Source organism: Limnochorda sp., from assembly GCF_047459355.1.
Taxonomy (GTDB): Bacteria; Bacillota; Limnochordia; order Limnochordales; family Limnochordaceae; genus Limnochorda.
The window spans coordinates 35801-61906 of the sequence record NZ_VSCV01000011.1 but is presented as its reverse complement, the minus strand read 5'-3'; the positions used below and the strand labels follow the sequence as shown (position 1 = coordinate 61906).

Annotated in this window: 27 protein-coding genes and 2 tRNA genes; 6 read left to right on the top strand and 23 right to left on the bottom strand. The window is 70.1% G+C overall.

Features of this window, described 5'->3' with window-relative positions:
* Positions 1 to 235: 235 nt before the first annotated feature.
* From FWJ67_RS05900 to FWJ67_RS05855, 10 genes are all read right to left on the bottom strand, one after another.
* Positions 236 to 1243 carry an AIR synthase family protein gene (locus FWJ67_RS05900; RefSeq protein WP_414482200.1) on the bottom strand — a complete coding sequence of 336 codons (1008 nt, stop codon included), beginning with the start codon at positions 1241 to 1243 and terminating at the stop codon, positions 236 to 238.
* Positions 1244 to 1256: 13 nt separating this feature from the next.
* A complete protein-coding gene (locus FWJ67_RS05895; RefSeq protein ID WP_414482199.1) occupies positions 1257 to 2537 on the bottom strand; it encodes an aspartate aminotransferase family protein in 1281 nt (426 codons plus the stop codon).
* A 154-nt stretch (positions 2538 to 2691) separates the two neighbouring features.
* On the bottom strand, positions 2692 to 3813 hold the full coding sequence (gene ald / locus FWJ67_RS05890; protein WP_304173226.1) for an alanine dehydrogenase: 1122 nt from the start codon (positions 3811 to 3813) through the stop codon (positions 2692 to 2694).
* Between the two features lie 222 nt (positions 3814 to 4035).
* Positions 4036 to 5508, bottom strand: coding sequence for a pyruvate kinase (gene pyk, locus FWJ67_RS05885; protein WP_414482198.1), 1473 nt, complete (start codon positions 5506 to 5508; stop codon positions 4036 to 4038).
* A gap of 30 nt (positions 5509 to 5538) precedes the next feature.
* Positions 5539 to 6615, bottom strand: a complete 1077-nt coding sequence (locus tag FWJ67_RS05880) for an acetyl-CoA carboxylase carboxyltransferase subunit alpha (RefSeq protein WP_304173222.1) — start codon at positions 6613 to 6615, stop codon at positions 5539 to 5541.
* 45 nt (positions 6616 to 6660) lie between these two features.
* Positions 6661 to 7536 carry an acetyl-CoA carboxylase, carboxyltransferase subunit beta gene (gene accD / locus FWJ67_RS05875; RefSeq protein WP_304173220.1) on the bottom strand — a complete coding sequence of 292 codons (876 nt, stop codon included), beginning with the start codon at positions 7534 to 7536 and terminating at the stop codon, positions 6661 to 6663.
* 47 nt (positions 7537 to 7583) lie between these two features.
* Positions 7584 to 7787, bottom strand: a complete 204-nt coding sequence (locus tag FWJ67_RS05870; RefSeq protein WP_304173218.1) for a putative signal transducing protein — start codon at positions 7785 to 7787, stop codon at positions 7584 to 7586.
* A gap of 57 nt (positions 7788 to 7844) precedes the next feature.
* On the bottom strand, positions 7845 to 8099 hold the full coding sequence (mtrB, locus tag FWJ67_RS05865) for a trp RNA-binding attenuation protein MtrB (RefSeq protein ID WP_304173216.1): 255 nt from the start codon (positions 8097 to 8099) through the stop codon (positions 7845 to 7847).
* 91 nt (positions 8100 to 8190) lie between these two features.
* Positions 8191 to 8739, bottom strand: a complete 549-nt coding sequence (locus FWJ67_RS05860) for a phosphatidylglycerophosphatase A (protein WP_304173214.1) — start codon at positions 8737 to 8739, stop codon at positions 8191 to 8193.
* Complete coding sequence (locus FWJ67_RS05855; RefSeq protein ID WP_304173213.1) at positions 8736 to 12158, bottom strand: DNA polymerase III subunit alpha; 3423 nt, start codon at positions 12156 to 12158, stop codon at positions 8736 to 8738. The genes FWJ67_RS05860 and FWJ67_RS05855 overlap by 4 nt, the downstream gene beginning before the upstream one ends.
* 180 nt (positions 12159 to 12338) lie before the next feature.
* On the opposite strand from FWJ67_RS05855, the gene FWJ67_RS05850 reads away from it, so the two are divergent.
* Positions 12339 to 12665 (top strand): YtrH family sporulation protein, encoded by a 327-nt coding sequence (locus FWJ67_RS05850; RefSeq protein WP_304173250.1) that lies wholly within the window; start codon positions 12339 to 12341, stop codon positions 12663 to 12665.
* A 9-nt stretch (positions 12666 to 12674) separates the two neighbouring features.
* A complete protein-coding gene (locus FWJ67_RS05845) occupies positions 12675 to 13181 on the top strand; it encodes a hypothetical protein (protein ID WP_304173211.1) in 507 nt (168 codons plus the stop codon).
* Positions 13182 to 13183: 2 nt separating this feature from the next.
* Here the strand turns inward: FWJ67_RS05845 and murA are convergent, their stop codons facing one another.
* Both murA and FWJ67_RS05835 read right to left on the bottom strand, forming a co-directional pair.
* Positions 13184 to 14488 carry a UDP-N-acetylglucosamine 1-carboxyvinyltransferase gene (gene murA / locus FWJ67_RS05840; protein ID WP_414482628.1) on the bottom strand — a complete coding sequence of 435 codons (1305 nt, stop codon included), beginning with the start codon at positions 14486 to 14488 and terminating at the stop codon, positions 13184 to 13186.
* A 35-nt stretch (positions 14489 to 14523) separates the two neighbouring features.
* Positions 14524 to 15027, bottom strand: coding sequence for a carbohydrate-binding protein (locus tag FWJ67_RS05835; RefSeq protein ID WP_414482196.1), 504 nt, complete (start codon positions 15025 to 15027; stop codon positions 14524 to 14526).
* Positions 15028 to 15237: 210 nt separating this feature from the next.
* Here FWJ67_RS05835 and FWJ67_RS05830 point away from each other — a divergent pair, with 210 nt between their 5' ends.
* The 4 genes from FWJ67_RS05830 to FWJ67_RS05815 all read left to right on the top strand — a co-directional run bounded on the left by FWJ67_RS05830 (position 15238) and on the right by FWJ67_RS05815 (position 18134).
* Positions 15238 to 15456 carry a hypothetical protein gene (locus tag FWJ67_RS05830; RefSeq protein ID WP_304173205.1) on the top strand — a complete coding sequence of 73 codons (219 nt, stop codon included), beginning with the start codon at positions 15238 to 15240 and terminating at the stop codon, positions 15454 to 15456.
* A gap of 209 nt (positions 15457 to 15665) precedes the next feature.
* Positions 15666 to 16472: an S-methyl-5'-thioadenosine phosphorylase gene (gene mtnP / locus FWJ67_RS05825; RefSeq protein WP_304173203.1), complete on the top strand. Its 807-nt coding sequence runs from the start codon at positions 15666 to 15668 to the stop codon at positions 16470 to 16472.
* 61 nt (positions 16473 to 16533) lie between these two features.
* The gene (gene gltX, locus FWJ67_RS05820; protein ID WP_304173201.1) at positions 16534 to 18021 is read left to right on the top strand and encodes a glutamate--tRNA ligase; all 1488 of its coding nucleotides are present in this window, start codon (positions 16534 to 16536) and stop codon (positions 18019 to 18021) included.
* 39 nt (positions 18022 to 18060) lie between these two features.
* A tRNA-Gln gene (locus tag FWJ67_RS05815) sits at positions 18061 to 18134 on the top strand.
* A gap of 95 nt (positions 18135 to 18229) precedes the next feature.
* On the opposite strand, the gene FWJ67_RS05810 is transcribed toward FWJ67_RS05815, so the two are convergent.
* The 11 genes from FWJ67_RS05810 to FWJ67_RS05760 all read right to left on the bottom strand — a co-directional run bounded on the left by FWJ67_RS05810 (position 18230) and on the right by FWJ67_RS05760 (position 26019).
* Positions 18230 to 18305 (bottom strand) — tRNA-Glu (locus FWJ67_RS05810).
* 168 nt (positions 18306 to 18473) lie between these two features.
* Positions 18474 to 19418, bottom strand: a complete 945-nt coding sequence (locus FWJ67_RS05805) for an ABC transporter permease (RefSeq protein WP_304173199.1) — start codon at positions 19416 to 19418, stop codon at positions 18474 to 18476.
* Between the two features lie 20 nt (positions 19419 to 19438).
* A complete protein-coding gene (locus tag FWJ67_RS05800; protein ID WP_414482627.1) occupies positions 19439 to 20434 on the bottom strand; it encodes an ABC transporter permease in 996 nt (331 codons plus the stop codon).
* A gap of 103 nt (positions 20435 to 20537) precedes the next feature.
* On the bottom strand, positions 20538 to 22076 hold the full coding sequence (locus FWJ67_RS05795; protein ID WP_304173195.1) for an ABC transporter substrate-binding protein: 1539 nt from the start codon (positions 22074 to 22076) through the stop codon (positions 20538 to 20540).
* Positions 22077 to 22203: 127 nt separating this feature from the next.
* The gene (locus FWJ67_RS05790) at positions 22204 to 23205 is read right to left on the bottom strand and encodes a carbon-nitrogen hydrolase family protein (RefSeq protein ID WP_304173193.1); all 1002 of its coding nucleotides are present in this window, start codon (positions 23203 to 23205) and stop codon (positions 22204 to 22206) included.
* A gap of 41 nt (positions 23206 to 23246) precedes the next feature.
* A complete protein-coding gene (locus tag FWJ67_RS05785; protein ID WP_304173191.1) occupies positions 23247 to 23630 on the bottom strand; it encodes a sulfite exporter TauE/SafE family protein in 384 nt (127 codons plus the stop codon).
* Positions 23630 to 23983, bottom strand: coding sequence for a sulfite exporter TauE/SafE family protein (locus tag FWJ67_RS05780; protein WP_304173189.1), 354 nt, complete (start codon positions 23981 to 23983; stop codon positions 23630 to 23632). Before FWJ67_RS05780 ends, FWJ67_RS05785 begins: the two co-directional genes overlap by 1 nt.
* A gap of 73 nt (positions 23984 to 24056) precedes the next feature.
* Entirely contained in the window at positions 24057 to 24368 is a 312-nt protein-coding gene (locus tag FWJ67_RS05775; RefSeq protein WP_414482085.1) for a metal-sensitive transcriptional regulator, read from the bottom strand.
* 279 nt (positions 24369 to 24647) lie between these two features.
* On the bottom strand, positions 24648 to 24800 hold the full coding sequence (locus tag FWJ67_RS05770) for a CcmD family protein (protein WP_304173185.1): 153 nt from the start codon (positions 24798 to 24800) through the stop codon (positions 24648 to 24650).
* Positions 24801 to 24837: 37 nt separating this feature from the next.
* Positions 24838 to 25236 (bottom strand): cytochrome c maturation protein CcmE, encoded by a 399-nt coding sequence (locus tag FWJ67_RS05765; protein ID WP_304173183.1) that lies wholly within the window; start codon positions 25234 to 25236, stop codon positions 24838 to 24840.
* A 111-nt stretch (positions 25237 to 25347) separates the two neighbouring features.
* Positions 25348 to 26019 carry a metal-dependent transcriptional regulator gene (locus FWJ67_RS05760; protein WP_304173181.1) on the bottom strand — a complete coding sequence of 224 codons (672 nt, stop codon included), beginning with the start codon at positions 26017 to 26019 and terminating at the stop codon, positions 25348 to 25350.
* Positions 26020 to 26106 lie beyond the last annotated feature (87 nt).

Below are 26106 nucleotides of genomic sequence, written 5' to 3'. Positions count from 1 at the left end.
GCCGGTCGGACACCAGGCCGGGGCCCGATCGGGAAGGGAAGGACCTGAATGGGCTGCTGGCCCGGCGTGAGCTGGTACGTCCACATAGGTCTCACCTCCGCGGCGAGCTGGGCCAAGGGCTGGCCCTGTCCCAAACTACGCGGAGGTGGCTTGGCCGGGCTGAGGGCCCAGTCCCGATCTCACGAGGGAGAAGGACCGGACGCCGCAGGGGAGGAAAGATGGGACACCCCGCCGGCTACCGGCTTCTCAGAAACCGCCAGAGTTCGTCCTCTTCGTTCTCGGGGAAGGGGCGTCTTTGGGCGCCGGAGCCCGGCTGGGCCTCCTTGGTCACCCGCCAGAGGCCCTCGGGGACGAGGCGGCCCACCACGAAGGCTTGGAAGCCCTGGGCCTCCAGCCCGCGCACCATACCCTCGGGGTCCGGGGTGGCGATGAGGAGGCTCCCCGAGGAGATGAGCCCCGCCGGGTCCAGGCCGAAGGCGTCACAGATCGCCCGGGTCTCGGGCCGCACGGGGAGCCGGTCCATCCAGAGTTCCACCCCTACCCCGGAGGCGGCGGCCAGCTCCCGGCAGGCGCCGTAGAGGCCTCCCTCGGTCACATCGTGCATGGCGGTGGCGCCCAGGCGGGCGGCGGCCAAGGCCTCGCCCACCACGCTCAGCTCGTCGGCGAAGCGGCAGGCCCGCTCCAGCACCTCCGGGGCCACCCGCCCTGCCAGCTCCTGGCCAAAGTCGGCGGCCAGGATGGCGGTCCCCTCGATGCCCACGCCCTTGGTCACCACCAGGCCGTCACCCGGCCGGCCGCCGGAGGCGGTCACCAGCCGGCCCCGCTGCACCCGGCCCACGGCCGTGGTCACCACCACGGGCGCCGTGACCCGGGAGGTGATCTCCGTGTGCCCGCCCAGCACCTCGATCCCCAGGGCCTGGGCCTGGCGGGAGATCTCCTGCATGAGCCGCTCCACGTCCTCGGGCCCTGAGCCCTCGGGCAGGAGGACGGTGGCCAGCACCCCAACGGGCTCCGCCCCCATGGCCGCCACGTCGTTGCAGGAGACCTGCACGGCCAGCCGCCCTGCGCCCTCGACGGCCCCGGTGATGGGGTCGCTGGCCAGGACGCACAGATCACCGCCCAGGTCCACCACCGCGGCATCCAGCCCCACACCCGCGTGGACCGCCACCTCGGGCCGCTCCTGGCCCAGATAACCCAGCACCCGCCGCCTCAACTCGGCGATGGAGAGCTTCCCTGCCTGCACACCGCCGCCCCTTTCATGCAAACCACGCCGGCTCCACCTTGGAGAGCCGTTCCAGCGCCCGGTCGAAGGCCTGGACCGTCTCCTCCAGCTCCTGATCGCCGTGGGCCGCCGAGAGGAACCCGCCGGACCGCATCAGGTCCACCCCTTCGAGGAGCATCGCCTTGCGGAGCCACTGGGTGGCCGGGCCCTTGGCCGCCTCCAGGAGCGCCTGCCACTCGGAAGGGCTGGGTTCTTCCCCTTCGGGCGGGTCCACCCCCAGGGCGATGTGGAAGATGGAGGCCTGGCCGTAGGCGTAGCCCCGCACCCCCCGGGCCCGGAGACGCTCGTTGAGGGCCTGGACCAGCCGGGCACCCAGCCGGTCGATGGCGGGGAGCACCCGCCCCGAAGCGATCTCGTCCAGGGTGGCGATGCCCGCCGCCGCCGCCAGAGGCGTGGCGTTGAAGGTGCCCAGATGGGCCACCCGCTGGGACCGGTTCCAGGCCTCATCGCGGAAATCCAGGTACGCCATGATCTCCGCCCGGCCGGCCACCGCCGCGCCGGGCATGCCGCCCGAGACGATCTTAGCGAGGCAGGTCAGGTCGGGCAAGACCCCGTACCGCTCCTGGGCCCCGCCGGGGGCCAAGCGGAAGCCGGTGATCACCTCGTCGAAGATCAAGACGGTCCCGGTGCGACGGGTCAGCTCCCGGACGGTCTGAAGCCAGCCCACATCCACAGGGATGGCCCCCCAGGAGCCCCCGCCCGGCTCCAGGATCACCGCCGCCACCTGGCGGGTGTCCAGGAGCGCCTCCAGCTCGTCCAGCCGGTCGGGAGCCACGAGCCGGGTGGCCGCCGGGCCGTCCCCCGCTGGCCGGCCATCGGTTCCGGGGCTCGCCTCCCCCGGCAGGACCCCTTTGGCCAGGGGCTCGTGCCAGCCGTGGTAGTGGCCCGCAAACTTGACCACCCACGGGCGGCCCGTGGCGGCCCGGGCCAGGCGGAGGGCCAGCTCGGTCGCTTCACTGCCGGTCACGGTGAAGCGGACCCGCTCGGCCGAGGGCACCATCCGCTGGATCCGCTCGGCCCACTCCAGGGCCAGGGGGTGCTCCGCCCCGTAGAAGCTCCCCCGGGCGAGCTGGCGCTCCACCGCCTCCACCACCTTGGGGTGGTCATACCCCAAGATCATGGCGCCATGGCCCATCCAGTAGTCCACGAGCCGGTGGCCGTCGGCATCCCACTTGTACGCACCTTGCACTTTGGTGATGTAGGGAGGGAAGGGCTCCAACCGGTGGGAGTCGTGGGTGAGCCCACCAGCCAGCACTTGGGCCGCCTGCTTGTAGACGGCCCCTGACGCAGCAAATGCCCGAGCATAGCTGTGATCCAGCGCCTGCGCGGCCTCAGGTTTCAGATGGATCCTCCTTTTTTCCCCTGCAACTCCTGACGGGAGAGCCGGCCGCAGGGACCGGCCGGCTCTCCTACCCAGCCAGAACCTCGGCGGCGGGCGTGTACGACATCTGGTGGGCCTCAGCCACGGCTGGGTGGGTGATCTGGCCCGCCATCACGTTCAGCCCGCCGGCCAGAACGGGATTCTCAACCATGGCCCGGTGGAGCCCCTTGTTGGCTAGCTCCACCACGTACGGAAGGGTGGCGTTGGTCAGGGCCCGGGTGGAGGTCCGGGGCACGGCCCCGGGCATGTTGGAGACCGCGTAGTGGATCACCCCATGCTTCACGTAGACGGGATCGTCGTGGGTGGTGGCCCGGTCGATGGTCTCCACGCACCCGCCCTGATCCACGGCCACGTCGACGATGACCGAACCCGGCTTCATGCCCCGCACCATCTCCTCGGTAACCAGCCGGGGCGTGCGGGCTCCCGGCACCAGCACCGCGCCGATGACCAGGTCGGCGTACCGGACGGCCCGATCCACGGTGTGGTGGTTGGCCACCACCGTCATCAGGTTGCCGCGGAGGACATCTTCCAAGTAGCGAAGCCGGTCGATCCGGTTGTCCATGAGGGTGACATGGGCGCCCAGGCCGAGGGCGATGCGGGCGGCGTTGGTCCCCACCGTCCCCGCGCCCAAGATGACCACCTCGGCCGGGGGCACCCCGGGCACGCCGCCCAAGAGGACACCCCGCCCGCCGTGGATCTGCTCCAGGAACTGGGCACCCACCTGCACGCTCATCCTGCCGGCGACCTCACTCATGGGGGTCAAAAGCGGCAGGGCGCCATTGGGCTCCTGGATGGTCTCGTAGGCGATGGCCGTCACCTGCGACGCCAGGAGCCGCTGGGTCACGCCGGGATGGGCTGCCAGGTGGAGGTAGGCGAAGAGGATCTGCCCCGGTCGGAAGAGAGGAAACTCCTGCTCAACAGGCTCCTTCACCTTCAGGATGAGCTCCGCGTCGGCAAAGACGTCCTCAGGGGTGGGAACGATGGTCGCGCCGGCCGCCTGGTACTCCTCGTCGCCCATGCCGCTCCCCACCCCGGCGCCCTGTTGAACCAGCACCCGGTGGCCAGCCCGGACCAGCTCGGCAACACCCGCCGGCGTCAGGGCCACCCGGTGCTCACCCGGTTTGACTTCCTTGGGGACTCCTATGACCACGGCCTTCCCGCCCTCCAGGCGTACTCCCAACCCCCTTGTTTCTCTGTCTTTGTCCGGAGCATGCTCATCTCCTTCCCTTCTGGAAAAGGCTCGTCCCCCGAGGCCGGCCCCAAGAAGGGCTTGCCCGAAGCCCGCTCCGCCAGGAACCAGCGGACCCCTCAGGGGCAGCCCGCCCCCACGGACGGGCCGCCTCCTCTTGCTGGGATGGCCCTGCCAGGGCCCTCAGTTCCCGCCGACCCGGTGGACCTGGAGCAGGTTGGTGTTGCCGGGGGTGCCCGTCTTGACGCCGGCCGCGATGACCACCAGATCCCCGTCGGTCACCCAGCCCTGCTCCCGGGCGGCGGCCACGCCCAGATCGATCATCTCGTCGATGTTGCCCGGCCGGGCGGTGCGGCAGGGGTAGACGCCCCAGACCAAAGCCAGGCGCTGCCGCACCCGGGGGTTGGGGGTGACGGCAACGATGGGGCAGTTGGGCCGGAAGCGGGAGACCCGCCGGGCCGAAGCCCCCGTCTGGGTGGAGGTGATGATGGCCCGGGCGCCCAGGGTTTGCGCGGTCTGGCAGGTGGCGTAGGCGATGGCCTCGGCCACCGTCGCCCCGGGCCGGGGCTGGCGGTCGCGGAGGATGGCCCCGTGGTTGATGGCGGCTTCCGTCCGCCGGCAGATGGCCGCCATCATCCGGACGCTCTCCACGGGGTAGCGGCCGACGGCCGTCTCCCCCGAGAGCATGACCGCGTCGGTCCCGTCCAGGATGGCGTTGGCCACGTCGGTCACCTCCGCCCGGGTGGGGCGGGGGTTGCGGGCCATGGAGTCGAGCATCTGGGTGGCGGTGATGACGGGCTTGCCCGCCTCGTTGCACTTCTGGATGATCATCTTCTGGGCCAGGGGGACCTCTTCGGGCGGGATCTCCACCCCCATGTCGCCCCGGGCCACCATGACCCCATCGGCCACCTGGATGATCTCATCGACCGCCTCCAAGCCCTGGCGGTTTTCGATCTTGGCCACTACCAGCTGGTCGCCGCCGTACCGGCGGATGGCCTCCCGGACCGCCTCCACATGGGCCGCCTCCCGCACGAAGGAGGCGGCCACCCAGTCGACGCCCATCTCGACGCCGAAGCGGATGTGCTCCTCATCCTGCGGGGTGAGCGGCGGCAGGTCGATGCGGAGCCCGGGCAGGGTGACGCCCTTGTGGGAGGTGAGCTCGCCGCCCACCTTCACCCGGCAGCGGAGGAGCTCCGCCTCCACCGCCTCCACCTCCAGCTCCAGCTCGCCGTCATCCAGGTAGATCAGAGATCCCGGCGCCAGCTGGCGGGTCAGGGGTGGATAGGGGATCTGCAAGCGCAAAGGGAAGGCCTGGGGCGGCAGGGTAGGCGAGATCAGCACCTCCTGGCCCCGCTCCAAGGTGATCCGGCCGCCGGGCACCTCACTCAGGCGGATCTTCGGCCCCTGGATGTCTTGCAGGATCGCCACCGGCAACCCTTCGGCCTGGAGGGCCTTGATCCACTCGATCCGGCGCCGGTGTTCCTCCAGGCTCCCGTGGGAAAAGTTGAGGCGAAAGACGTCGACGCCGGCTGCCACCAGCCGCCGGAGCATCTCGGGCGATTCACTGGCCGGTCCGACGGTTGCGATGATCTTGGTCCGTTTCAAGGTCTGCGTGCGTTTCAGGTTCTGTGCTGGTGTGCCGTCAGGTTGTGGCATCTTCCTAGCCCCTTCTCTGTCCAGGGCAGGCTACTCCGAAGGCGCCGGCGGCGAGCCCACCCCGGTGACGGCCTGCCCGCCCAGCCCGGCTTCCTCCGGCACCTGCCCCTCCTCCCCGTCCTCCCGGCGGGAGGCCAGCTCTTGGCTCTGCCCCTCGGCGAAGGCCCCTATCCGCCGGTAGCGCTGGTAGCGGGCTTCCAGCAAGGCGTCCGGGTCCATCCCTTCCAGGACCTGCAACTCCCGCACCAGCACCTCCTTCACGTTCCGGGCCGTCGCCTCCTTGTCCCGGTGCGCGCCCCCCATGGGCTCAGGGACGATCCCGTCGATGATCCCCAGCTCCATGAGGTCCCGGGCCGTCAGCCTAAGGAGGCTGGCCGCCTCGGGGGCCCGCTTCGAATCCTTCCAGAGGATCTGGGCGCACATCTCCGGCGAGATGACCGAGTACCACGCGTTCTCCAGCATCCAGACCCGGTCGGCGACACCGATGGCCAGGGCCCCGCCGCTGCCCCCTTCGCCCGTCACCACGGAGATGATGGGCACCCGCAGCTGGGACATGGTCATGATCGCCTCGGCGATGACCAGGCCCTGGCCCCGCTGCTCCGCCTCGATGCCCGGGTAGGCGCCCACCACGTCAATCAGGGTGATGATGGGGCGGCCAAACCGCTCCGCCTGCTCCATGAGGCGGATCGCCTTCCGGTACCCTTCCGGATGGGGGAGGCCGAAGTTCCGGCGGATGTTCTCCTTGGTGTCCCGCCCCTTCTGAGGGCCGATCACCGTCACGGGGCGGCCGTTGAGCCGCGCGATGCCCCCCACCATAGCCGGGTCGTCCCGGAAGGTTCGGTCGCCGTGGAGCTCCACGAACTCATCGAAGATGGACGCAATATACTCCAGGGTGGTGGGCCGCCCGGGGTGCCTGGCCAGGAGGACCCGCTGCCAGGGGGTCAGGTTGGCAAAGATCTCCTCCCGGAGCTGATCGGCCCGGCGCTTGAGGCGGGTGATCTCCTCCGAGAGGTCGATCCCCCTCTGGTCGGTGAAGCTCTCCAGCTCCCGGATCCGCTCTTCCAGCTCGATCAACGGCCGTTCCCACTCGAAATCGGTCGCCGCCACCGCTTGCCCTCCTCATGCCAGGCTCTCGTCCGTGACCGCCCCGGTCTAAAGGTGGAGGCGGAGGAGCTGGGCCACCTGCTCTCGGAGCTTGGGCCGGGGAACCACCAGGTCGATCATGCCGTTCTGGAGGGCGTACTCGGCCGTCTGGAACCCCTCAGGCAGGACCTGCCGGGTGGTCTCCTGGACGATGCGGGGCCCGGCGAAACCGATGCGGGCCCCCGGCTCGGCGATGATCACATCGCCCAGGGAGGCGAAGCTGGCGTAGACGCCCCCCATGGTGGGGTCGGTCAGAACGGAGATGAACGGCATCCGGCACCGGCGGTAGCGGGCGACGGCCTGGCTGGTCTTGGCCATCTGCATCAGGGAGAGGATCCCTTCCTGCATCCGGGCGCCGCCCCCGCCGGCGGAGACCACCACCACCGGCAGGCGCTCGGCTTCCGCCCGCTCGAAGAGCCGGGTCAGCCGCTCGCCCACCACGCTCCCCATGCTGCCGCCCACGAAGTTGAAGTCGAAGATCCCCAAGGCAACGGGCAGCTCCTCAATGGCCGCCCGGCCCACGATGACCGCCTCGGAAAGACCCGTGCGGGCCTGGGCCTGGACCACCTTCTCGGGATAGCCGGGGAAGCCCAGCGGGTCCACAGAGGCCAGGTGGTCCTCCCAGACGGTGAAGGAACCCTCGTCGGCCAGCTGTTCCAGCCGCTCCCAGCCGCCGATACGGAAGTGGTAGCCGCACTTGGGGCAGATCTGGGCGTGCTGCTGCAGCTCTTTTCTGTACAGGATCGTCTCGCAGCCGTCACACTTGAGCCAGAGGCCGTCGGGCGCCTCCTTGGGCGCCACGGGACGGGGCTCCTGGCGGCTCTCCCCGGGCGTGGGGTTGATGGTGGCATACCGGGGCCGGCCCCGGAACAGATCCTTCAGCACGGGTCACGACTCCTCCCAGGATGCTGGTCTCGCCGGCTCCGCCGGGCTTATGCGCCGCCGATCACCTGGCTCAGGATCTCCTGGGCCTCCTCCACCTCCGCCTCGGGCACCAGGATCTGCACGTTGGCCGAGTCGCCCAGGTGGGGCACGCCCAGCGGGCGGAGCATGGTGAGCAGACCCTCCTTCTCCAGGAGTTCCTTCAGCATCTCAGCTACCGGACGGTTCGGCGCGATGTAAACCACCGTCCACATGTGCCTGCCCCCCAACCGGCCTCGGGCGCCCACCGGGCTGATCAAAAAAGATCCAGGCTACCGCCTGGACTCGCTCTGGGGGCCCGATTCCACCGTACCGTGGGAGGTGAGGATTCGAGCCCTGCCCCGTATCTTCATCGCCGAGGTGTGCCGGGTAAACTGGGCGATCATGACCTCGCCCGCGTCCAGCTTCTCACTGTGGTGGAAGCGGGTCTCTTTCCCCCGGGTAAGGCCGAAGATGGTCACCCCGTCCTCCAGAGCCTGGATCACCACGAAGTCACCGGCGACCGGTTCGTCCCAAGCCTGATCCATGCCGCCGGTCCCTCCTCTGGACAGCCCGGAAATCGCCATCATTATAGTCGGCGGCCAAAAGGGGTGTCAACCAGCGCCAGGGCCGCCGGAATCAGCCTTCCGCCGCCGTCGCCAGGCCGTTGGGCGGGCTCTTCTCCAGACCGGGCAGGCGGGCGGCCCCCTTCAGGGCCGCATGCTCGATCCGGGCCACGGTGGCCGCCACGATCCCCGCCACCAGATCATCCATGAAGGTGTGGATGGCGCCGCCCTTCAGCTTCCGGTTGAGCAGGCCCACCAGCCCCGGCTTCTTCTTGTCCAGGTAGCCGAAGCGGGTGAGGGAGACGGCCCCGTAGATGTTGGTGATGGAGGTGGCCAGGATCTCGTCCACGCCGTACAGGGGCAGGTCGTTGGCCACCGCCTCCTGGAGGGGCTCGGGCAGGGCCCCCGCCTCAGCCAGCTCATCCAGGGTCACCCCGGTGAGGATGGCGTAGAGGACCTCCCGCTTCTCCAGCACCTTCTCCAGATGGTTCCGGCACTCGGCCAGGGAGAGGTCCATCCCCTGCTCCTGGACCACCTGCTGGACCAGCCGGGCCATCTCCTCCAGCTGGACACCCCGTCGCGCCAGGGCCTGGAAGGCCGCTTCCTGCAACCCGTTCTTCATGCTCGTGCACGCTCCTCTCCCAACGTCCGCGCGGTGCGGACCGGGATGCCTTCCATGGCCGCCAGCCGCTCCGCCATTCGCCCACTCTCTCCATCGGCAAGCCAAAGGGACCGCGGCAGGAGGATGAGCGCCCGCTCCTGCTCCCCCTCCACCAGCAGCCAGACGGGGACCGATCCCCGCCGGCCCCGGAGGAGGGCCGCCAGGCGCTCGGTCCAGTCCAAGCCCCCGCCCGCCTCCACCTCCAGGCAAAGCCCCTGGGGGGTGAGGGGGGCGACCCAGCGGGCCTCCAGCTGGAGCTCTTCACCGCCGCTGGTGGTCCGGGTCCGGGCCTGGCCGGCCACCAGGAGGGGCTGGCCCTCCTCCAGGAGATCCCGGCACCCTTGGTAGACCGCCGGGAAGAGGACCGCCTCCAGCTGGTCCACCCCGTCGGCCACGGTGAGGAAGGCCATGGGCTCCCCCCGCCGGGTGGTGATCGCCTTGACACCAGCCACCGTGCCGCCCACCAGCACCTCCCGCCCAACGTGCCGGCCCACCTCCCGCAGGGGAAGGGCCCCCGCCCGGGCCAGCCACTCCCGCCAGGGGGCCAGGGGATCGCCCGAGAGGGTGAAGCCGAGGACCTCCTTCTCCAGGGCCAGCTCCTCCTGCCGGTCGAAGGGGGGCACGTCGGCCGGGCGGCTCCCCAACCCCCCCGTTCCCGGCTCTTCCGGGCCGAAGAGGCTGGTCTGGCCCCGGGCCCGGGGCTGGCCCGCGGCCCGGGCGTTCATCAGCACCTCCAGCTCCGCGAGCAGCCAGCGCCGGTGGCCAAAGGCGTCCATGGCGCCCGCCTTGATCAGGCTCTCCAGGGCCTTCCGGTTGGGGTGGGCCTCTTCCAGGCGATCGAGCAGGTCCGCCAGGCTGGTGAAGGGCCCCTCCTGCCGGGCCTCTTCCAGGGCCCGGACCAAATCCCAGCCCACGTTCTTCACCGCGCCCAGCCCGAAGCGGATCCCGCCGCCCTCGGGCCGGAAGACCCAGCTGCTGGCGTTGACGTCGGGCGGCAGGACGGGGATCCCTTCCCGGCGGCACGCTTCAAGGTATTCGGCCACCCGGTGGTCCTGTCCCATCACACTGCTCAGCTGGGCGGCCATGAAGGCCACGGGGTAGTGGGCCTTCAGGTACGCCGTCTGGTAGGTGATGTGGGCGTAGGCGACCGAGTGGCTCTTGGCAAAGCCGTACCCGGCAAAGTCGGCCATCTCCCGGAAGAGGGCCCGGGCCTTGGCCTCGGCCACCCCCCGGGCCATCGCCCGCTGGACGAAGCGGTCCTCCTCGGCCGCCATGGCCGCCGGGTCCTTCTTCCCCATGGCCCGCCGGAGGAGGTCGGCCTCCCCCGCGGTGTAGCCGGCCACCGCCATGGCCACCTGCATCACCTGCTCCTGGTAGAGCATCACCCCGTAGGTCTCGGCCAGGACCGGCTCCAGCTCGGGCAGGAGGTAGGTGACGGGCTGGCGGCCGTGCTTCCGCTCGATGTACTCCTGAACCCGCCCCGACGGCCCGGGCCGCCCCAGGGCGAGCAAGGCGACCAGATCCTCAAAGCGGTCAGGCCGGACCTCGGGCAGGAGGGAGCGGAACATGGAGGTCTCCAGCTGGAAGACCCCTTCCGCCCGCCCTTCGGCCAGCATCTGGTAGACCGCCGGATCGTCGGGCAGGTTCTCCAGGTCGGGAACCGCCCCCTCCCCCGCCTCCGCCCGGGCCAGCTCCACCGCCCGCTCCAGAACGGTGAGGGTCCGCAAGCCCAAGAAGTCCATCTTGAGCAGGCCCAGCCACTCCAAATCCTCCATGGGGTACTGGGTCACCAGGACCCCCTCGTGGGTCCGGGCCAGGGGCACCCGCTCCACCAAAGGCTCCCGGGTGATCACCACCCCCGCCGCGTGGACCGAGAGATGCCGGGGCGCCCCCTCCACCTGCTGGGCCAGGCGGAGCCAGCGGGCGTAGAGGGGGCCCTCCTCGCCCTGGAGCATGGCCCGCAGGCGGGGCTCCTGGTCGATGGCCTGCTGGAGGGTGACCCCCGGCCCCGGTGGGACCAGCTTGGCCACCCGGTCCACGTCGGCCACGGGCACGTCCAGCACCCGGCCCACATCCCGCAGGGCGGCCCGGGCGGCCAGCTGGGAGAAGGTGGCGATCTGCCCCACCCGCTCGGGGCCGTAGCGGCGGGCCACGTACTCCAGCACCTCACCCCGCCGGGCGTCGCTGAAGTCCACGTCGATGTCGGGCATGGAGACCCGGGCCGGGTTGAGGAACCGTTCGAAGACCAGCCCGTACCGAAGGGGGTCCACCTGGGTGATCCCCAAGCAGTAGGCGACCAGGCTGCTGGCGGCCGAGCCCCTTCCCGGGCCCACCGCGATCCCCTGCTGGCGGGCCCAGCCGACGAAATCGGCCACGATGAGGAAGTAGGACGCGTACCCCATGGAGGTGATCACGTCCAGCTCGTGGTCCAGCCGCTCCCGGACCGCCTCGCTGATCGTCCCGTACCGGCGCCGGGCCCCCTCCTCGGCCAGCTTCCGGAGGCAGGCCGCCGGGTCGCCCCCCGCCTCCGGGGGGAGGGGCGGGTCGGGCAGCTGGGTGGGTTCCGGCTCCAGCACGGGCTCGACGCTCTCGGCAATCTGAAGGGTGTTGGCCAGCGCCTCCGGTAGCTCCCGGAAGTGGGCGGCCATCTCCTGGGGCGACTTCAGGTAGAAGCGGTTGGTGGGAAAGCGGAGCCGGTCGGGGTCGGCCAGGCGCTTCCCCGTCTGGATACAGAGCAGCACATCCTGAGCCTCCGCGTCCCCCGGGTCGACGTAGTGGACGTCGCCCGTGGCCACCAGGGGCAGCTCCAGCTCCCGGGCCAGCGCCACCAGCTTCCGGTTGAGGGCCTCCTGGCGGGCCATGCCGTTCTCCTGAAGCTCGATGTAGTACCGGCCGGGGAAGCGTTCCTGGTACCACCGGGCTGCCTGGCGGGCCTCCTTCTCCCGGCCGGCCAGGAGCAGCTCGGGCACCTCGCTGGACATGCAGCCCGACAGGACGATGAGGCCCTCGCTGTGCGCCTCCAGAAGGCTCCGGTCGATCCGGGGCTTCTGGGAGGCGGTGTCGGTGAAGCCGGCGGTCACCAGGCGGGCCAGGTTCCGGTACCCTTGCGCGGTCTGGGCCAGGACCAGGAGGTGGTGCCGCCGGCGCCCCCGGTCCGCCTCGTGGGGCGGCGCGACGTACAGCTCGCAGCCCAGAATGGGCTTCAGCCCGTAGGCCTGGGCCGTCCGGTAGAAGGCGGCGGCCCCGTACATGGCCCCGTGATCGGTCAAGGCCAGAGCGGGCATCCCGTGCTCGGCCGCCCGCCGGCAAAGCCCGTCGATGGAGGCGGCACCGTCGAGGAGGCTGTAGACGCTGTGGACATGCAGGTGGACAAAGGACATGGAGCCCGCTCCCGTCAAACCGTCCGTGGCAGGCCCGTTCTCGCGGCCTTCGAATTCGTGTTCGAATTGTTTTCAGTATACCACAGGCCGGCGCGGGAAAACCACCGGCCCCCGGGTCTGCTGGCGTCCGGCGCCGCATAGGACCAAAGGAGGACGGGTCACAAGGGGGCGGGCCAGGTGATGCTCCGGGTGGCCAAAGAGCTCCTCCTCCCCTTTTGCACCGCCTTCGGGGTGGTGATGGGCGGGTCGTTGCTGGGCGCCCTGGCCATCGTCCTCACCCAGGGGTCGCCCTTCGCCTCCATCGCGGAGCTCTCCCGCCGGATCCGGCTCTGGGCCATGGCGGTGGCCATCGGGGGCACCTTCGACACCCTGACCGCCATCGAATCGGGCCTCCTCCGGGGCCAGGTCTTCCTCCTGGTCCGGCAAGGCGCGGTGATCGCCGCCGCGCTCTTCGGGGCCCACGCCGGGCACTGGCTCTTGACCGCGCTGGTCAACCTGCGGGAGTAGCCCTGATCCATGGGGAGCCGAGCCCTCTTCATCACCTGGAGCCGCCGGCAACTGCAGAGCCACCTGGCCTGGCTCCTCCTGGGCATCGTCGTGGGGATGGTGGCCGGGACCCTGCTTCTGGGCGGGGAGGTGGACCGGCTGGAGCTGGAACGGCGCCGCCTGGAAGTGGAGCTGGCCCGCCGGACCGACCAGATCAGCCGCCTGGAGGAGAGCCTGGAGGTGGCCCGGCGGCGGCCGGCCATCCGGGAGGTGGAGGCCCGCCTCCTCGAGTTCCCCGACCCCCGCCGGAAAGTGGAGCTGGAGGCGGCCGCCCACGAGCTGTACCGCCACGCCATCGGGAGCGACCTCTCCGAGCTGGACCCGTCCATCCTCCGGGCGGTGGCCCACAACCGGACCGTCCGCCTGGAGGAGGCCACCTACACCTTGACCGTCGACTTCATCTGGGCCGTAGGGGACCGGCTGGTCGTCTGGCTTCGGGCCGCAGAGGGGGGCGCAGACCGGGCCCCCGGCCCCTGAGCCTACGACTCCAGGAGGACGACGGGCGAGTGGTTGGGCGACGGCCGGTCGGGGTCGAGGCGGCGGGTTCGGGCCCCCAGGCGGTTCAGCTTCGCCTCCAGCCGGTGGTAGCCCCGGTCCACGTGCTCCATCCCTTGTACCTCGGTCACCCCCTGGGCGGCCAGACCGGCCAGGATCAGGGCGGCGCCCCCCCGGAGGTCCGTCGCCTCCACGGGCGCGCCCGTCAGCCGCTCCACCCCCTCCACCAGGGCTTGCTGCCCCTCCACCCGGATGCGGGCCCCCATCCGCCGGAGTTCGTCGACGTACCGGAACCGGTCGAAGATGGTCTCCCGGATAACACTCGTCCCCCGGGCCAAACTGAGGAGGGAGACGAAGGGCTGTTGCAGGTCGGTGGGAAAGCCGGGATAGGGCGCGGTCTCGATCTCCAGGGCCTGGGGCCGGCCCTCCATGACCAGGCGGAGCTGGTGGGGCCCTTCGGCCGTCACCTGGGCCCCCGCCTCTTCCAGCTTCCGCAAGGGGGCCCGCAAGTGATCGGGGTTCACCCCGTGGAGGACCACCTCCCCTTGGGTGATGGCGGCCGCCAGGAGGAAGGTGCCCGCCTCCACCCGGTCGGGGATGATCCGGTGGCGGGCCGGGCGGAGCCGGTCCACCCCGGTGATGCGGATCTGGTCCGTCCCCGCCCCCTCCACCAGCGCGCCCATCCGGTTGAGGAAGGTGGCCAGATCGCTCACCTCCGGCTCCCGGGCCGCATTCTCGAGGACGGTGGTCCCCTCGGCCAGGACGGCGGCCAGCATCAGGTTGACGGTGGTCCCCAGGCTGGCCCGCTCCACATAGATGGGACGGCCCTGGAGGCGGCCCCCGGTGCGGGCCACCATGTAGCCGTGCTCCACCGTCACCCGGGCCCCCAGCCGCTCGAAGCCCCGCATGTGGAAGTCGACGGGGCGGGAGCCCAGGGCGCAGCCCCCGGGCAGGGGGACCTGAGCCCGCCCCAGCCGGGCCAGGAGGAGACCGGCCACATAAAAGGAAGCCCGCATCCGCCGGACCAGGCTGTAGGGCGCCCGGTGGTGCCGGAGCCGGGTGCCGTCGATGGCGCACGCACCCTCCGGCAGGAAGGCGACGGTGACGCCCAGCTCCCGGAGGATGCGGGCCATGATGAGGGTGTCGGTGGTGGGGGGAACCCGCTCCAGCACCGACTCCCCCTCGGCCAAGGCCGCGGCCACCATGATGGGCAGGGCCGCGTTCTTCGCCCCGGAGATCTCCACCTCCCCGCAGAGGCGGTGCCCCCCTTCGATCAGGAGCCGAGCCACGGCGGTTCCCCCCTTCGGCCTTCACCCCTCACCGGCTACCAAGGCATGCGGCCATCATGGATCTCGTAACTCCAGTTCCGCCCGGCGTTGTTGTCCCAGTTGTAGGCGTTGTCCCGGAAGCAGAAGCTGAAGCGGCCGCCTTCGTTCAAGGTCACCAGGGCCTCCCAGTGGCCCTCGGGCGTCCGTTGCATCACCTGCTCCTGCACCTTCCGCCAGGGCCCGGGGCCGTACCCCCAGTGGAGGATCACCTGCTGGGCTCCGGCTTTGGCCAGGAGGCCGTCGTAGGTGACCGTCACCGTCTCGTACCGGGTGATGGGGACGGGCTCCACCTTCACGCCGTCATTGGGGCGCAACTGGTACGCCTCCAGGGCCGGCTCCGCCGTGGCGGTGCGGGCGCTACTCTGGCCGTTGTAGAAGCTGGCCAGCTCCTCGGCCGCTTCCATCCGGGCCCCACTCACCCGGCGCAGGCGTTCCTGCTCTTTGAGGCTCACCTCATCGCTCCAGCCCAAGAGGTCCTTCAGTGTCTCCCACCAGCTCACGCGCGTCCCTCCCTTCGCCCTCGCCGCTAGTCTGAACCCGCCCCCGCGGCCCTATGGCCGGGACTTGGAGGCACGATCCGCCCAGGGCTCCCTTTCCCGCCCGGCCCCTCCCTCCGGCTCCCGATCCCTCCCTCCAGTCCCGGATGGCCCCGCGGGATCGGGCCGGCATAAGGGCCGGCGCCGGCGCGCCAGACTAGCCCCAGGAAGCGAGTGGAGGGATGGTCCCTGGCCCAAGCCAAGGAACGGGTGGAGCGGATTCTGGACTTTGTGCGACGCCATCCCGAGTCCTACGCCAGCCTGGCCGTCTGCCGCCGGGCGCTGGACGGTGAGGTGGCCCGGGTGACCCCGGAGATCGTCGACGAGCTGGCCCGCTCCCTGGAAGAGGCGCCGGAAGATGAGGTGATGGCCTACTTCTCCATCGTCAGCTGACATCCCAGGGTCGGCGGGCCTGCGGCAGGCGATGGTCAGCGCTCCGGGGCCCCCGGGGAGGGGGGCGGTCCGGCGCCGGGGCGGCGAGCCCCGCCGGCGGGACCCGGCTGGCAGGGGAACCCAGGGCCCAGGGAGGAGGCGGCCACCTCCTGGCGAAGGAAATGATGACTCCGGCGGCACGTGGGTTCTCAGGCGGAGGAGGGGTGCCGATGCGCGTCGGACTCATCGGTGGCACCGGCCTGTACCAGATCGGCTCGGGTGAGGCCCAGGAGGTGCGGGTCCAGACCCCCTTCGGCCCCGTCCGGCTGCGCCAGACCGAGTGGGCGGGCCAGGAGGTCTTCTTCGTGCCCCGGCACGGGGAGCAGCACCAGACGCCGCCCCACCGGATCAACTACCGGGCCAACATCTGGGCCTTGCGCGAGGTGGGCGTGGAGCGGGTGCTCTCCAGCTCGGCCGTCGGCTCCCTGCGGCGGGAGATGCGCCCCGGCGACCTGGCGGTGGTGGACCAGTTTCTCGACTTCACCCGGGGGCGGGTGAGCACCTTTTATGAAGGGGGGCCGGCGGGCGTCTACCACGTGGACGTCACCGAACCCTACTGCCCCGAGCTGCGGGCCACCATCCAGGCGGCGGCCGCCGAGCTCTTCGGAAACCAAGAGGCGTTTACCGTCCACCCCTCCGCCACCTACGTCTGCGCCGAAGGGCCCCGGTACGAGACGGCCGCGGAGATTCGCGCCTTCCGCCAGCTGGGCGGGGATCTGGTGGGCATGACCAACGTCCCTGAGGTGGTTCTGGCCCGGGAGGCGGGCCTCTGCTACGCCACCATCGGCATCGTCACCAACCTGGCCGCCGGCCTGGCGGACACCCCCCTGTCCCACCAAGAGGTCGTCGACGTGATGAACCGCGCCTCCGAGCGGCTCCAGCGCCTGCTGGAGACGGTCATCGGCCGCCTCCCTGCCCGGGGCTGCGCCTGCGCCTCCCTCGGCGGTCCGTGGCCCCCAGCCGTGGCCGCCCCGTAACCCGTCCGCGCTCGGCACGGGACCTCGTGGGACGCCATCTCGTTTAAGGAGAGGATCGGGCTTGGCAGAGGTTCGGACCCGTTTTGCGCCCAGTCCCACCGGCTACCTGCACGTGGGTGGGGCTCGCACGGCGCTCTTCAACTGGCTCTTTGCCCGCCACTACGGCGGCACCTTCGTCCTCCGCATTGAGGACACCGACACCCAGCGCTCCACCGAGGAGTCCCTCGCAGCCATTCTCGACGGCCTGCGCTGGCTGGGCCTCGACTGGGACGAGGGGCCCGAGGTGGGCGGCCCCTATGGGCCGTACCGGCAGACGGAGCGGCTGGAGATCTACCGGGAGTACGCCCAGAAGCTCCTGGAGGCGGGCCGGGCCTACTTCTGCTACTGCACCCCCGAGGAGCTGACCGAGCGCCGCCAGGCCATGCTGAAGCGGGGCGAGGCCGTCAAGTACGACCGCAAATGCCTCCACCTCACCGAGGCCGAGCGCCAAGCGTACGAAACCGAAGGGCGGAAGCCCGTCATCCGCTTCCTGGCCGAGGATGAGGGTGAGACGGTGGTGGAGGATCTGATCCGGGGGCCCGTCCGCTTCGACAACCGCCAGCTGGACGACCTGGTGCTGATCAAGTCCGACGGCATGCCCACCTACAACTTCGCGGTGGTGGTGGACGACGCGCTCATGCGGATCACCCACGTGATCCGGGGCGAGGATCACCTCTCCAACACGCCCCGGCAGATCCAGATCTACCGGGCGCTGAACCTCCCCGTCCCCCACTTCGCCCACGTCCCCATGATCCTGGGCGCGGACCGCCAGCGGCTCTCCAAGCGCCACGGGGCCACCTCCGTCGACCAGTACCGGGAGCAGGGCTACCTGCCCGAGGCGATGATCAACTACCTGGCCCTCCTGGGCTGGTCCTTGGATGACCGGACGGAGCTTTTCACCCGGGAGGAGCTCATCCGCCACTTCTCCCTGGAGCGGGTCTCCAAGAACCCGGCCATCTTCGACCTGAAGAAGATCGAGTGGATGAACGGCGTCTATCTCCGGCAGATGCCTCTGGACCGCCTGGCCCAGGAGGCGGCCGCCCGCCTGGAGGCGGCGGGCTACACCAAGCCCGAGGAACGGGAGGCGGTCCTGCCCCGGCTGGAGACGATCCTGAAGGAGGTCCAGACCCGCATCAAGCGGCTGGATGAGCTGGTTCCCTGGACCTACTACTACTTCACCGACGACATCCAGTACGACCCGGCCGCGGTGGAGAAGTTCCTCAAGCAGGAGGCCATCCCTGAGATCTTCGCGGAGGCGGCCGATGGCCTGGAGGCCTTGGAGCCCTTCACCCTCGAGGGGATCGAGGCCGTCTTCGAGGGGATCCGGGAGCGGCGGGGCATGAAGCTGGGGGCCGTGCTCCAGCCCGTGCGGGTCGCCCTGACAGGGACCACGGTCTCCCCCGGCATGTATGAGGTGATCCACTTCCTGGGCAAGGAGGCCACCTGCCGGCGCCTCCGCCGGTGGGCCGGCCGCGGCCGAACGGGTCTTGACAGGCAGCAGGAGTCATGATACCCTCTTAGGCGTCGGAGGCGTGCCTTCCGACCCCGTTGGGGAGTGGTGTAACGGGAACACGCTGGACTCTGGATCCAGTAATGAAGGTTCGAATCCTTCCTCCCCAGCCAAAGCCGGTGGGTGTTCCACCGGCTTTCTTCTTTCTCCACCGCGCCCGAAAAGGGAAAGAGCGCCGGCGATTGTCGCCGGCGCTCTTCGAAACGATTGGTACCCCCACCGGGATTCGAACCCGGGTCTCATGGCTGAGAACCATGCATCCTAGGCCGCTAGACGATGGGGGCTTGTCTGGAGGCTTTCCCTCGGCCGTGCGGCCATGAGCAAGTATAGCAGGGTCGCTACCAAGATGCAAGCCCTTTTTCAGCTTCTCGTCGGAGGGGGCCCCGCCCCTACCCTGCCCCCTATCCCTACCCCTCCGGCGGGCCCACACCGGGCGGCTCTTCCCCGGGCGCTCACTCTCTCAGCCGGGGGTCCAGGGCGTCCCGGAGGCCTTCCCCCAGCAGGTTGATGGCGAGCACCGTCACCAGGATGGCCAGGCCCGGAAAGGTGGAGATCCACCACTGCTGGAAGATGGCGCTCCGCCCGTCGGCCACCATCACCCCCCACGAGGGCGTGGGCGGCTGCACCCCCAGCCCCAGAAAGGAGAGGGAGGCCTCCATCAGGATGACCCAGGCCACCCGGAGGGTGGCGATCACCACCGCGGAGGCGAGCACATTGGGTAGGATGTGCCGGAACATGATGCGGGTCCCGCTGGCGCCCAGGGCCCGGGCGGCCTCCACGTACTCCCGGCTCTTCACCGCCAGCACCTCGGCCCGGACCACCCGCGCGGCGGTAACCCACTCTTTGTAGACCAAGGCCACCAGGAGGTTGACCAACCCCGGGCCCATCACCCCCATGAGGGCGATGGCCAGCACCAGGTAGGGGAAGGCGAGGAGAATCTCCACCACCCGCTGGATGACCGTATCGATCCACCCGCCGAAGTAGCCGGAGATCAGCCCCATGACCACGCCCACGGTGGTGGCGATGAGGACCACCACCGCGCCCACGGCCAGGGAGACCCGGGAGCCGTAGATCAACCGGCTGAGGAGGTCCCGGCCCAGGTGGTCGGTGCCCAGAGGGTACTCCCAGCTCCCGCCGGGCATCCACGCCGGGGGCTGGAGGCGCCGGAAGGGGTTGATCTGGGCCGGATCATGGGGGGCGATCCAGGGAGCCGCCAGGGCGACGCCGATGAGGATGAGCACCACCACCGCCCCGACCAAGGCCGGCCGGTTCTTCCGGAACTCCCGCCAGACCAGGCGCCAGCTGGTGGGGGCGCCCTCCCCTTGCCTGGGGTCCGCCTCCACCTCCAGCCAGGGCGTGGCCATCTCGCGGATGGGCAGCGATTCCAACTCCTTCAAGGGTCCACCTCCCCTGCCTGCTAGAGGGTCACCCGCGGGTTGAGCCAGGTGTAGAGCCAGTCGGCCACCAAGTTCATCAGGATGTAGGTGAGGGCGTAGATGAAGACCGCCGCCTGGACCACCGGGTAGTCGCGCACGTAGATGGAGTCCACCACCAGCCGGCCCAGCCCCGGCCAGCCGAAGATGGTCTCGACGATCATGTTGCCGCCGAGCAAGGTCCCCGCGTTGAGGCTGACCACCGTCACCGTGGGGATGAGGGCGTTCCGCAGCCCGTGGCGGACCACCACCGCCCACTCGGACAGCCCCTTGGCCCGGGCGTAGGTGATGTACTCCTGGCGGATCACCTCCAACATGGAGGAGCGGGTGATCCGCATGGTGAGGGCGGCCATGGCCGTCCCCAGGGTGACGGCGGGCAAGACCAAGTGCCGTAGGGCATCGCCGAAAGCGGCCCAGTCGCCGGCCAGGAGGCTGTCCACCAGGTAGAGCCCGGTCACGGGCGGGGGTTCCATCCCGTAGGTGATCCGCCCCGCAATGGGCAGCCACCCCAGGGAGACGGAGAAGAGGAGGATCAGCACCAAACCCAGCCAGAAATCGGGGAGGGAGACACCCAGCATGGCGCCGACGCTCCCCACCCGATCGGCCAAGCGGTTGCGGCGGACCGCGGCCAGCACCCCGGCCGGCAAGGCGATCACCACCGAGATGACCATGGCCGCCACCGTCAGCTCGATGGTGGCCGGCAGCCTGTCGGCGATGAGCCGGCCGACGGGCGCCCCCCGGTAGTAGAAGGAGTGGCCCAGGTCGCCCCGGGCGAGACCGGCCAGGAAGCGGAGGTACTGGCGCCAGAGGGGCAGGTCCAGCCCCAGCTCCCGCCGGAGCTGGTCCATCTGCTCCTGGGTGACGCTCCCCTGCCCGGCCATCATGGCCTCCACGGGATCGCCGGGGGTGAGATGGATGAGGGTGAAGACGAGCAGGGTCACCCCCAGCACCACGGGGACCGTCTGGAGCAGGCGTCGCACAAGATACGGGCCGCTCAGGGGCCTCACCTCCCCAAGGGCTCGCCACCCACCCAAGGGCGGCAGGGATGGGCCCGGCCAGAGCCGGGCCCCTCCGGTTCCAGGGCTAACGCTTCACCGCGTCGTGGAGGTTGATCCGGCTGTCGGGGCTGGGCCGCCAGCCCTCCACCCGCCGGTTGATGGCGTAGAGGTCCTGGGCGACCCACCCGAAGAGCATGGGGGCTTCGTCGTAGATGATCTGCTGGACCTCCCGGTAGGCCGCCTCCCGGGCAGCCGGGTCGCTGCTGCGCGCCGCGAGGGCGAGGAGCTCATCCACCCGGGGGTTGGAATAGCCGCTGTAGTTCCCCCGGCCGCCCGTCTGGAGCTTGGGCTCCGCGATGTCGCTGGGATCGAGGGTGGCGTTCCCCCACGAGTCGACCCAGGCGTCCCGATCCCCCCGGCGGATGGCGTCGATCATGGCGCCGTAATCGCCCCAGGTCTGGACCTGGGCCTGGATGCCCACTTGCTGGAGGTAGAAGGCGATCACCTCGGCGGCCGAGCGGTTGTCCGGCATGGTGTCGATGGTCATGGCGAACCCCCGCCCCACACCGGCCTCCTCCAGCAGGGCCCGGGCCCGCTCGGGATCGTAGGGGTAGGGCTCCAGGCTGTCGTCGAAGGCGAAGGCCTGGGGCGAGAGAAGGGTGGGCGTGCGGGTGGCCAAGCCGTTGAGGACCCCGTCCACGATGGCCTGGACATCCACCGCGTAGTTGATGGCCTGCCGCACCCGGGGGTCGGTGAAGGGCGGCTTCTGGACGTTCATCTCCATGAAGAAGCTCCGGGTCCCGTTGACCGCGAGGAGTTCCAGGTTGGGGTCGGCCTCGATGGCGCCCATCTGATCGACGGGCACGTCGACCATGATGTCGATCTCGCCGGCCCGCAAGGCGGCAAGACGGGTCGCCGGCTCGGGCAGGACCTGGAAGATCACCCGCCGCACCTGCGCGGGCCCCACGGGCGGGAGCTCCGGGGAGCCGCCGTAGTACCCGTCGTACCGTTCCAGCACCACCCGCTGACCCCGCTGCCACTCCACAAAGCGGAAGGGCCCGGTTCCGATGGGCTGCTCAATCAACCCGTCGCCCGTGGCGGCGGGCACCATCAGGTGGAAGGGGAGGAAAGAGAGGAGGGCCGGCCACGGTCCATCGGTCTCGATCTTGAGGGTGTACTCATCCAGTGCCTCCGCCCCGATGACGTTCCCCAGAAGTCCCTGGCGCGGCGAGGTCTGGCCTCCCATGGCCCCTTCTTTCACGGTGCGGTTGATGCTGTAGGCGGCATCGGCGGCGGTGAACGGTGTTCCATCGTGAAAGGTCACACCTCGGCGCAGTCGGAAGATCCAGGTGGTCTCATCCACCTGCTCCCACGATTCGGCCAGTTCCGGGACAATTTCCATATCGGGGGTCCGGGTGACCAGCCCGTCGTAGATGTTCCGCAGAATGGTCTCCGTCTGCCGGTGGCGGAAGTTCATGGGATCCAAGGTGATGGCATCCTCATCAATGCCTACGACCAGCGTGTCGGCAGGCGCGGCAGCTTGAGCTGGGAGGGTCAGGGCGGTGAGCACCAGCAGGCTCACGGACGCCACGGAACGCCATACCACAGCCAGCCTGCGTCGCACGGGCATGCTCCTTTCCGAAAGAAAATGAAGATGGGAATCGATCCCATCTTCCTTGCCCGTTTCGCTGCGCAGGTCTGAAACTCCTGTCACCAGACGACAAATCGGCTCAGAAAGGGCGTCCTGTGGCTCAAAGGGGCACCTCGTCGGGGTGGGGCACGGCGACGGCCAGCACCTCGCCCTCTTGCCAGCTCCGGGCCAGGGCGAGCACCCCCGGCCGGGCGGGCCGGCCGGCGTAGCCCGCCTCCCGCCCGAGGGCGGGATGCCCTGTGAAGATTCCCGATTGACCCTCGAAGCCCAAGTCGAAGAGGGAACCAACCAGCATGGGGTTGACCGCGTAGAGGGGGCATCCCGGGTGGGCCAGCACCGCCGCCCAGGCGCCCCGAACCCAGTCGTCCCGCTGCCACTCGTCCCAGACCCGGGGGTTGGCCGAAGGCTGGACCAGGATCTGGACGCCCTGCGCCTGCAGGCGCTGGAGCACATCCTCGTGGAAGGCATCGAAGCAGATGGCGACCCCTACCCGGCCCACGGGCGTGGGCACCACCGTGAGCGCCTCAAGGGGCGCGGGGGTGAGGTCCAGGTAGCCCTCCCCTTCCAGCTCCACCAGATGGACTTTCTTCTGGCTGGCCACCACCCGGCCGTCGGGGTCGAAGAGGTAGCTGGTGTTGTAGACGTGAGGGCCCGGGAGCAGGCGAGCTTGGCCGTCTTCCAGGCGATGGTCGGGGAAGACGCCGCTCCCGGCCACCAGGTAACAGCCGTACCGCCGGGCGAGGCCCCCGAAGAGCTCCACGTACGCCTGATGGGCCCGGGCCGCCCGCTCCAGAAAGAGGGCCCGGATGGTGCTCACCCGTCGGGTGAGGCGGAGCCGGAGGGCCCCCCACAGGTGCCGCAGGGCCAGGGCCCGCACCGCCGCCGCGAGCTCCCCGTGGGCGGTGAGCAGGTCGCCGTCCTCCGCAAAGGCCAGGAGGGTGCCCGTGTCTTCCGGGAAGGCCACCAGGGTGGGCAGATCCCCGGGGAGCTGGCCCAAGCCCTCCTCCACCAGCGCCGCCAGCCGCCGCTCCAACCGAGAGAGGTCCGCGTACTCCTCTGGCTCCAGCCGCTGCTGGATGGCCACCAGGCCCACCTGGCGCATGCCCTCGCCCCCTCCTCCGGCCGCCTCGCCGGCGGCCCCCTTTAGGGCTTCGCCTCGGCCCTGGCCTCCCCTCCCGGGACGACCCACTGGTAGAGGCCCATGGCTATAAGGAAGAGCCCGTAGGCCGTGCGGAGGCCACTGGGGTCCACCCGCTGGGCCAGGAGCGCGCCAAGGGCCGCGCCCACGACAGCCGTTGGGAAGACCCGCCGGGCGACGGCCCCGTCGAAGGTGCCCTGCCGCCAGTGCTGGAAAGCGGCCAGCGCCGCCAGGGGCAGGAAGGCCAGGAGGACCGCGCCCTGGGCTGTCTGCTGGGTGAAGCCCAAGAAGAGGACCAGGACAGGAACGACCAGCTTGCCCCCACCCACCCCCAGGCCGCTCAACACACCCATGGCCACCCCCAGGGCGGCCCCCACTAGCGGCCCCATCAGCCCGTCACCATCCGGAAACCGGCCACCACCACCACCGCCGCGAAGAGCCGGCGGAGGAGCCGGTTGGGCAGGCGGGGCGTGAGCCATGCGCCCAGAAGCCCCCCGGCCGCACTGCCAGCGGCCAGGGGCCAGGCCTCCGCCAGCGGAACGGAAGCGCCCAGCTGGTAGAAGAAGAGGCTGATGGTGGACGTGATGAGGATGACCACCAATGAGGTGCCGTGGGCCACCCGCTGCTCCAGGTGCAGGACGTCCACCAAGGCTGGGACCAGAAGGGTGGACCCCGCGGCCAGCAAGCCGTTCAGCAGGCCCACCAGCAGACCGACGGCCGGGCCCAGGGTGCCTCGCTCCACAGGCCTCCCTCCCCCCATACCCTTCCCCGGGAAAGAGGCCCTCAGGCAGGATCAAGGCGCTCCTGAGGCAAGGTCAGCGGATGAACTGGGCGATGGCATCCATCAGCTCGTCGATGGCCTCCTGGCTGCCATCTTCGTGGACGGCCCGGGCCACGCAGCCGCGGGTGTGGTCTTCCAGGAGCAGGAGCCCTACTTTCTCCAGGGCCGCCCGGGCCGCCGACACCTGGATCAGGATGTCGACGCAGGACGCGTCTTCCTCGATCATCCGTTGAATCCCCCGGATCTGCCCTTCGATCCGCCGGAGGCGCTGGGTCAGAGCCTTCTTGTCCCGCTCCCGGTACTCCCCGTGGCCGCCGTGAGGCCGCTGGCCGGCCTGGCCCGCCATGGCTCCAACCTCCTCGAAGATACCATCTACCGGTATATGGTCATATCCATGGTATGAGTCTAAAAGGCGATTGTCAAGGTGATACCCCCGGCGCCAAGCGTGCCTCGAACCTGGCTCCGCGGAGGGTGGCGGGGTCCCGTGCGACGGCCCGGCCAGCCACACGGAAAGGCCCTGGGACCGATCCCAGGGCCGAGAAGGGCGCATCCATGGGCGCGGCGAAGACCAGCGCCCGGCTCCGAGCGCTGGTCGAGGACGGTTCAGCTCGAGGGCGCCTCCAGCTCAGGCCTCCCGCTGGTGGGCCTGCTCCGCCTGGAGGGCCCGCTCCAAAGCTTCCAACTGGCGGCCCAGCTCCCGCTGGCGCTGACCCAACCGGATGAGGTAGCCGAAGAGAATCACCCAGAGCAACAGGTACGCAGCGACTAAGAAGGACAAGCGGCCTTCCTCCTCCGCGGGTCTGGCACGCTCCTGCTCAGGCGTTGGGCAGGGCCGGCTCGTAGTGGGCCGGGCACTGCATCAAGAGCTGCTCGGCCACCAAGGTGCCGCTCGCCTCCCAACGGCCCTCGACGATAATGGGCGCCCCGGCGGCGAAGGTGTCCGGCCGCGCGCCGTGGTAGACGGCCGGAATCCGGTGGCCCCCTTCCTGCACCTCGAAGGTGAGCACCATGCCCACGGGGTCCCACTGGATGGTGTCCGGCGCCACCTCGCCGTTGATGCGCAGAAACCGGCCTTCCAGCTCGGGCCTCAGGGCGACGGCCTCGGCCACGGTGTAGTAGTACATCCCCGTGTTGGCGATGGCCGTGGAGATGAGGTACCCGAGCGCTGCCACAAAGAGTGCGCCGACGATGGCCAAGCGGATCTTCCGGTTCACCCGAGCGCCTCCCCAAAAGCGCAGCCCTAGCGGCGACGCGTGTTCTTAACGAGATTCGCTCGTATTATAAGAACCTGACCCCGCCTGGTCAATCGGAGGCCCCGGGATGGGCTAGGCCGGGGCCGTCTCCGGCTCGCGCACGTAGACGGCCTGGGCGATCCGGGAACCGACCGTCCGCTCTTCACTCCCCACCTGGAGCACCATGGGCTCGTCGAAGGGAGGCTTGCGGATCACCCGGATCTGCTGGCCGGGCGTCATGCCCACCTCCGCCAGATAGCGCAGGAGCTCCGGATCCTCCTCGTCCACCCGCGTGATGACGAACTCCTGCCCCTCTTCCGCCTCCTGCAGCAGGAAGTCATGGAGGGGCGCCACATTCCCCTCGGCATCGGGAATGGGGTAGCCATGCGGGCAGGTGGTCGGATTGTCCAGGATCCGGGCAAACCCTTGAATCACTTCGGCAGGGAGGGCGTGCTCCATCCGATGGGCCAACGCGTCGACCCGGTCCCAAGGGATCTCCAACACGTCGGTCAGGAACCGTTCGGCCAGCCGATGACGTCGGATGATGTCCAAAGCGGCGGCCTCACCGGCCTTGGTAAGGGACACCCCCGAGTACTCCTTGTACCGGACCAAACCCTCCTGGGCCAACCGCTGGAACATGTGGGTCGTGGAAGCAGCCGAGACGTTGAGCCGGCGGGCGATCTCGCTGGTGGTCGCCGTGCCGTTCTTGAGCGTGGCCCGGTAAATGGCGGCGAGATAGTCCTCCACGGAGCGGCTGAGCGCCACGGCACTCCCTCCCCTTGCACCGTTCATCTTACCACGGCCTCACTCCTCCGACCAGCGCCGGCGGCGCGCGGGTGCTCCCCCACCGGG

Bases quoted from the DNA above. Each gene is read 5' to 3' on its own strand.
- pyk (WP_414482198.1), bottom strand. From the start codon at position 5,508: ATGCCACAACCTGACGGCACACCAGCACAGAACCTGAAACGCACGCAG.
- FWJ67_RS05870 (WP_304173218.1), bottom strand. From the start codon at position 7,787: ATGTGGACGGTGGTTTACATCGCGCCGAACCGTCCGGTAGCTGAGATG.
- mtrB (WP_304173216.1), bottom strand. From the start codon at position 8,099: ATGGATCAGGCTTGGGACGAACCGGTCGCCGGTGACTTCGTGGTGATC.
- FWJ67_RS05860 (WP_304173214.1), bottom strand. From the start codon at position 8,739: ATGAAGAACGGGTTGCAGGAAGCGGCCTTCCAGGCCCTGGCGCGACGG.
- FWJ67_RS05855 (WP_304173213.1), bottom strand. From the start codon at position 12,158: ATGTCCTTTGTCCACCTGCATGTCCACAGCGTCTACAGCCTCCTCGAC.
- FWJ67_RS05850 (WP_304173250.1), top strand. From the start codon at position 12,339: ATGCTCCGGGTGGCCAAAGAGCTCCTCCTCCCCTTTTGCACCGCCTTC.
- FWJ67_RS05845 (WP_304173211.1), top strand. From the start codon at position 12,675: ATGGGGAGCCGAGCCCTCTTCATCACCTGGAGCCGCCGGCAACTGCAG.
- mtnP (WP_304173203.1), top strand. From the start codon at position 15,666: ATGCGCGTCGGACTCATCGGTGGCACCGGCCTGTACCAGATCGGCTCG.
- FWJ67_RS05790 (WP_304173193.1), bottom strand. From the start codon at position 23,205: ATGCGCCAGGTGGGCCTGGTGGCCATCCAGCAGCGGCTGGAGCCAGAG.
- FWJ67_RS05785 (WP_304173191.1), bottom strand. From the start codon at position 23,630: ATGGGGCCGCTAGTGGGGGCCGCCCTGGGGGTGGCCATGGGTGTGTTG.
- FWJ67_RS05775 (WP_414482085.1), bottom strand. From the start codon at position 24,368: ATGGCGGGCCAGGCCGGCCAGCGGCCTCACGGCGGCCACGGGGAGTAC.